General features: G+C 70.1%; 5 protein-coding genes. All 5 read left to right on the plus strand.

The window, feature by feature from the left end:
* On the plus strand, positions 1 to 334 hold a 334-nt coding region (locus ACFFNX_RS42805; protein WP_378211981.1), incomplete at its 5' end, for a substrate-binding domain-containing protein.
* A gap of 27 nt (positions 335 to 361) precedes the next feature.
* Positions 362 to 1636 carry an ABC transporter substrate-binding protein gene (locus ACFFNX_RS42810; RefSeq protein WP_378211983.1) on the plus strand — a complete coding sequence of 425 codons (1275 nt, stop codon included), beginning with the start codon at positions 362 to 364 and terminating at the stop codon, positions 1634 to 1636.
* 57 nt (positions 1637 to 1693) lie between these two features.
* Positions 1694 to 2704, plus strand: a complete 1011-nt coding sequence (locus ACFFNX_RS42815; RefSeq protein WP_378211984.1) for a carbohydrate ABC transporter permease — start codon at positions 1694 to 1696, stop codon at positions 2702 to 2704.
* Positions 2701 to 3573, plus strand: coding sequence for a carbohydrate ABC transporter permease (locus tag ACFFNX_RS42820; protein WP_378211985.1), 873 nt, complete (start codon positions 2701 to 2703; stop codon positions 3571 to 3573). Before ACFFNX_RS42815 ends, ACFFNX_RS42820 begins: the two co-directional genes overlap by 4 nt.
* A 29-nt stretch (positions 3574 to 3602) precedes the next feature.
* Positions 3603 to 4672: alpha-amylase family glycosyl hydrolase (locus ACFFNX_RS42825; RefSeq protein WP_378211986.1), on the plus strand; the 1070-nt coding region annotated here is incomplete at its 3' end.

Raw genomic sequence — 4672 nt, forward strand, 5'->3', positions numbered from 1 at the left:
GGCCGCGGCGGCGCGGACGCTGCTGAGCGGCCCCGAGCCGCCCACCGCGTTCGCCTGCGGAAGCGACACCTTCGCGGTCGGCGCGCGGCTCGCCGGGGGCACCGGCCCGGACGGCTGGCCGAACCTGGACGTCGTCGGCTTCGACGACTCCCCGGCAGTGATGTTGATGTCGCCGCCGATGTCGAGTGTCCGCCAGCCGCTCGACGAGGTCGCGCGGCGTGTCGTCGGACTCCTCATCGACCGGCTGGGCGGGGCCGAGGCCCCACGGGAGGGGGTGATGCTGCGTCCCGATCTCGTCATACGGGAGTGGCGGGGGCCCGAGCCCGTGCACTGAGTGTGATTCCCAGAACGAGGAGTGAAAGTGGCATCGATCTCGACCATCGCACGCGGGGTGGCGGCCGTCGTCGCGACGGTGACGCTCGCGGCGGCCTGCGGCAGCGGCTCGAAGACCAAGAGCACGCCGACGAGCCAGGCGCTCACCGGGCGCGGCCCGATCACGCTGGCCCAGGGCAAGGACACCTCGGGCAACGTCCAGCACCAGATCGACGTGTGGAACAAGGCGCACCCCCAGGAGACGGTCCGGCTCATCGAACTGCCGGAGAGCGCCGACCAGCAGCGCCAGCAGATGGTGCAGAACGCCCAGACCAAGTCCGACGCCTACACGGTCCTCAACCTCGACGTGGTGAACACCGCGGAGTTCGCGGCCAACCGGTGGGTCACGGCGCTGCCGAAGGACCAGTTCGACCTGTCGAAGTTCCTGCCCGCGGCGGTGCAGACCGGTGAGTACCGCGGCAACCTGTACGCCGCGCCGTGGAAGACCGACGCCGGCCTGCTGTACTACCGCAAGGACCTGCTGAAGAGCGCGGGCATCAGCGCGCCGCCGAAGACCTGGTCCGAGCTGCAGGCCGACTGCGGCAAGATCAAGGGCGTCGGCTGCTACGCCGGGCAGTTCGACAAGTACGAGGGTTTGACCTGCAACTTCTCCGAGGCTGTGGACAGCGCCGGCGGCGAGGTCGTGGACGAGTCGGGCAAGCCGAACGTCAACACGCCTCAGGCCAAGCAGGGCCTGGACTTCCTCGTCCAAGGTTTCCGGAGCGGGATGATCCCCAAGGAGGCCATCACCTACGAGGAGGAGGACGCCCGCCGCGCCTTCGAGAAGGGCGACCTCGTCTTCCTGCGCCAGTGGCCGTACCAGTGGGCGCTGTCGAGCAAGGCGCCGAAGGTCAAGGGCAAGTTCGACGTGGCGCCCCTGCCGGGACTGAACGGCCCCGGCTCGCCGACTCTCGGCGGGCACAACCTGGCGATCTCCTCCTTCGCCAAGAACAAGGCGACCGCGATGGACTTCATCAAGTACCTCACGAGCCAGGACACCGAGCGCGCCAACCTCCTCGCCAGCTCCGAGGCCCCGACCCTCGCCTCGCTGTACGACGAGCCCGCGCTGCAGAAGAAGTTCCCCTACCTCCCGACGCTCAAGGCCTCCCTCCTCAACGCCAAGCCCCGGCCGAAGGCCGTGCGCTACAACGACGTGACCGTCGCCATCCAGGAGGCCGTCTACGCGGCGCTGACCGGAAAGAGCACCACCGACCAGGCGCTCGCCGGCCTGCAGTCCAAGCTCGGGCCGCTGACCCAGCAGTAGCGGCGCACCGTGGCGGGAGGCGAGGGCGTCCCGCCACGGGCTTCCGAAGGAGGATTCATGACGACCACACCCATCGCCGGGCCGGCCGTGGCCCGCAGGCGACGGCGGGACGACGTGCAGGGGTCCGGACGCCTGGCCGGCGTGCTGCTGTCGCCGACCTTCATCGTCCTCGCGCTCGTCGTCGGCTATCCCGTCATCTCGGCGTTCCGCGAGTCGCTGTACCAGCGCGGTCAGGGACTGGACGCGCAGGGCTTCGTCGTGCAGGGCGACAGGTTCGTCGGCCTGCGCAACTACACCGACATCTTCACCGGCCCGAACTCCGACGCGTTCTGGAACGCCTTCTGGAACACCACCTTCTTCACCGTCGTGACCGTCGTACTGGAGACGGTCCTCGGCGTGGCGATGGCGCTCATCATGCACCGCGCCTTCCGCGGCCGCGGGTTCGTACGGGCGAGCATCCTCGTGCCGTGGGCGATCCCCACGGTGGTCTCGGGCCTGCTCTGGCGCTGGGTCTTCCAGGCCGACGGCGTCGCCAACGCGATCATCGGCAGGCAGGTCCTGTGGACCACCGAGGGCTTCCACGCCAAGCTCGCCGTCATCATCGCCGACACCTGGAAGACGGCCCCGTTCGTCGGCCTGCTCGTCCTCGCCGGGCTCCAGGTGATCCCACGCGAGGTGCACGAGGCCGCCCGCGTCGACGGCGCGGGGGCCTGGCAGTCGTTCTGGCGGATCACGCTGCCGATGGTCAAGCCGGTGCTGCTGGTCGCCGTGCTGTTCCGGCTGCTCGACGTGCTGCGCATGTTCGACCTGCCGGCCGTGCTGATCGGCCTGCACAAGGACTCCGTCGAGACACTGACCATGATCGCCTACGACGAGGCGGCCAACCTGCGGTACGGCCCGGCGGCCGCGTACGCCACCATCCTGTTCGTCTACGTCGCCGTCGTCGCGTACACCTTCGTCAGGCTGCTCGGCGCCGACATCATCGGCGACATGCGGCAGGCGCGGACCTCCCGGCCCGCGCGCCCGAGGCGAAAGCCCCTCACGGCGGCCCGGGAGGTGGCGGAATGACGGCGGCCGTGACGTCCGCGACGCGCCGGCCGCCGGGCACGCGCAGGCGGACCACGGGCCGGGTCCTCACCCATGTCGGCGTCGCCGTGGTGGTGCTGTACTGCCTGGCCCCGTTCTACTGGATGGTCGTGTCGGCGTTCCGGCGCCCGGACGACCAGTTCGACAACGCGCCGCTGCCCAGCCCGTGGTCGGTGCGGAACTTCTCGGCGGTCTTCAAGCCGGGCGTCGGCTTCGGGCGGGCGCTGCTGAACAGCGTCGTCGTGGCCGGACTCACCACCGTGATCACACTGCTCGTCGGCACGGTGACCGCGTACGCGCTGGCCCGGCTGCGGTTCCGGTTCAAGAACGCGGTGCTCGGCATGGTCATCGCGACGTCGATGTTCCCCGGCATCTCGCTGATCATCCCGTTGCTGAAGCTGTTCAGCGACATCGGATGGATCAACACCTACCAGGCGATGATCCTGCCGACACTGTCGTTCGCGCTGCCCCTGGCGGTCTGGAACCTCACGGCGTTCTTCCGCCAGATGCCCTTCGAGCTGGAGCAGGCCGCGATGGTCGACGGCTGCACGCGCGGCGGGGCCTTCCGCAAGATCATCATCCCGCTGGCCGCGCCGGGCGTCTTCACCACCGCGATCCTCACCTTCATCGCCGCGTGGAACGAGTTCATCATCGCGTTGAGCATGGTGAACAAGAAGGAGATGCAGACCGCCACCGTGTCGATCTCCAAGTTCACCGGCGCGTACGGTTTCGACCAGCCGTTCGGCACGCAGATGGCGGCCGGCGTGATCGTCACGGTCCCGCTCGTCATCGTCGTGCTGATCTTCCAGCGGCGCATCATCGCCGGCCTCAGCGCCGGTGGGGTGAAGTGACCGCCCCCCACCATCACGGAAAGGACGACGTGCGAGCGACGGACTCGGCGCCCTGGTGGCGCAGCGCTGTCATCTACCAGATCTACATCCGCAGCTTCGCGGACGGGAACGGCGACGGCGTCGGTGACATCGCCGGCATCCGATCCCGCCTGCCATACCTGCGCGACCTCGGTGTCGACGCCGTATGGATCACGCCGTGGTACCCCTCGCCCATGGTCGACGCGGGGTACGACGTCGCCGACTACACCGGGATCGAGCCGGCGTTCGGCACGATCGCGGACGCCGAGGCGTTCATCGCCGAGGCGCACGACCACGGGCTGCGGGTGATCCTCGACATCGTTCCCAACCACACCTCCGACCGGCACGCCTGGTTCGAGGCCGCGATGGCGGCCGGGCCGGGCAGCCCCGAACGCGACCGCTACGTCTTCCGCCCGGGCAAGGGGGAGCACGGCGAACTGCCGCCGAACGACTGGCGCGCCGCGTTCGGCGGCGGCGCCTGGACCCGCGTGGCCGACGGCGAGTGGTACCTCCACCTGTTCGCCGAGGCACAGCCCGACCTGAACTGGGAGAACACCGAGGTCCGCCGCGACTTCGAGAAGATCCTCGCGTTCTGGTTCGACCGCGGCGTCGACGGCTTCCGCATCGACGTCGCCCACGGCCTCATCAAGCAGGAGGGCCTGCCCGACGCCGGCGAGTCCGTCGACGTGCTGGAGCCGACCAAGCGCGAGGACCACCCGCACTGGGACCGCGACGGCGTCCACGAGATCTTCTCCGAGTGGCGGAGGGTGGCCGACCGCTACGACGGCGACCGGGCCTTCGTCGCCGAGGCGTGGGTGAGCGGCCCGGCGCGGCTCGCCCGCTACGTGCGCCCCGGCGAGCTGCAGACCGCGTTCAACTTCGACTTCCTGCGCGCGCCGTGGGACGCCACGCGGCTCCGCGAGGTGATCGACAGGAGCCTGGGCGCCCTCGGCGCCGTCGGCGCGCCCGCGACCTGGGTGCTGTCCAACCACGACGTCGTCCGGCACGTCACGCGCTACGGGCGGCCGCACACCGAGGGCCGCGGCCCTCGCGGCGGCCGGGCCGAGCCGCTCGACCTGGC

Origin of the sequence: Actinoallomurus acaciae, from assembly GCF_042429965.1 — a bacterium.
GTDB lineage: Bacteria > Actinomycetota > Actinomycetes > Streptosporangiales > Streptosporangiaceae > Actinoallomurus > Actinoallomurus acaciae.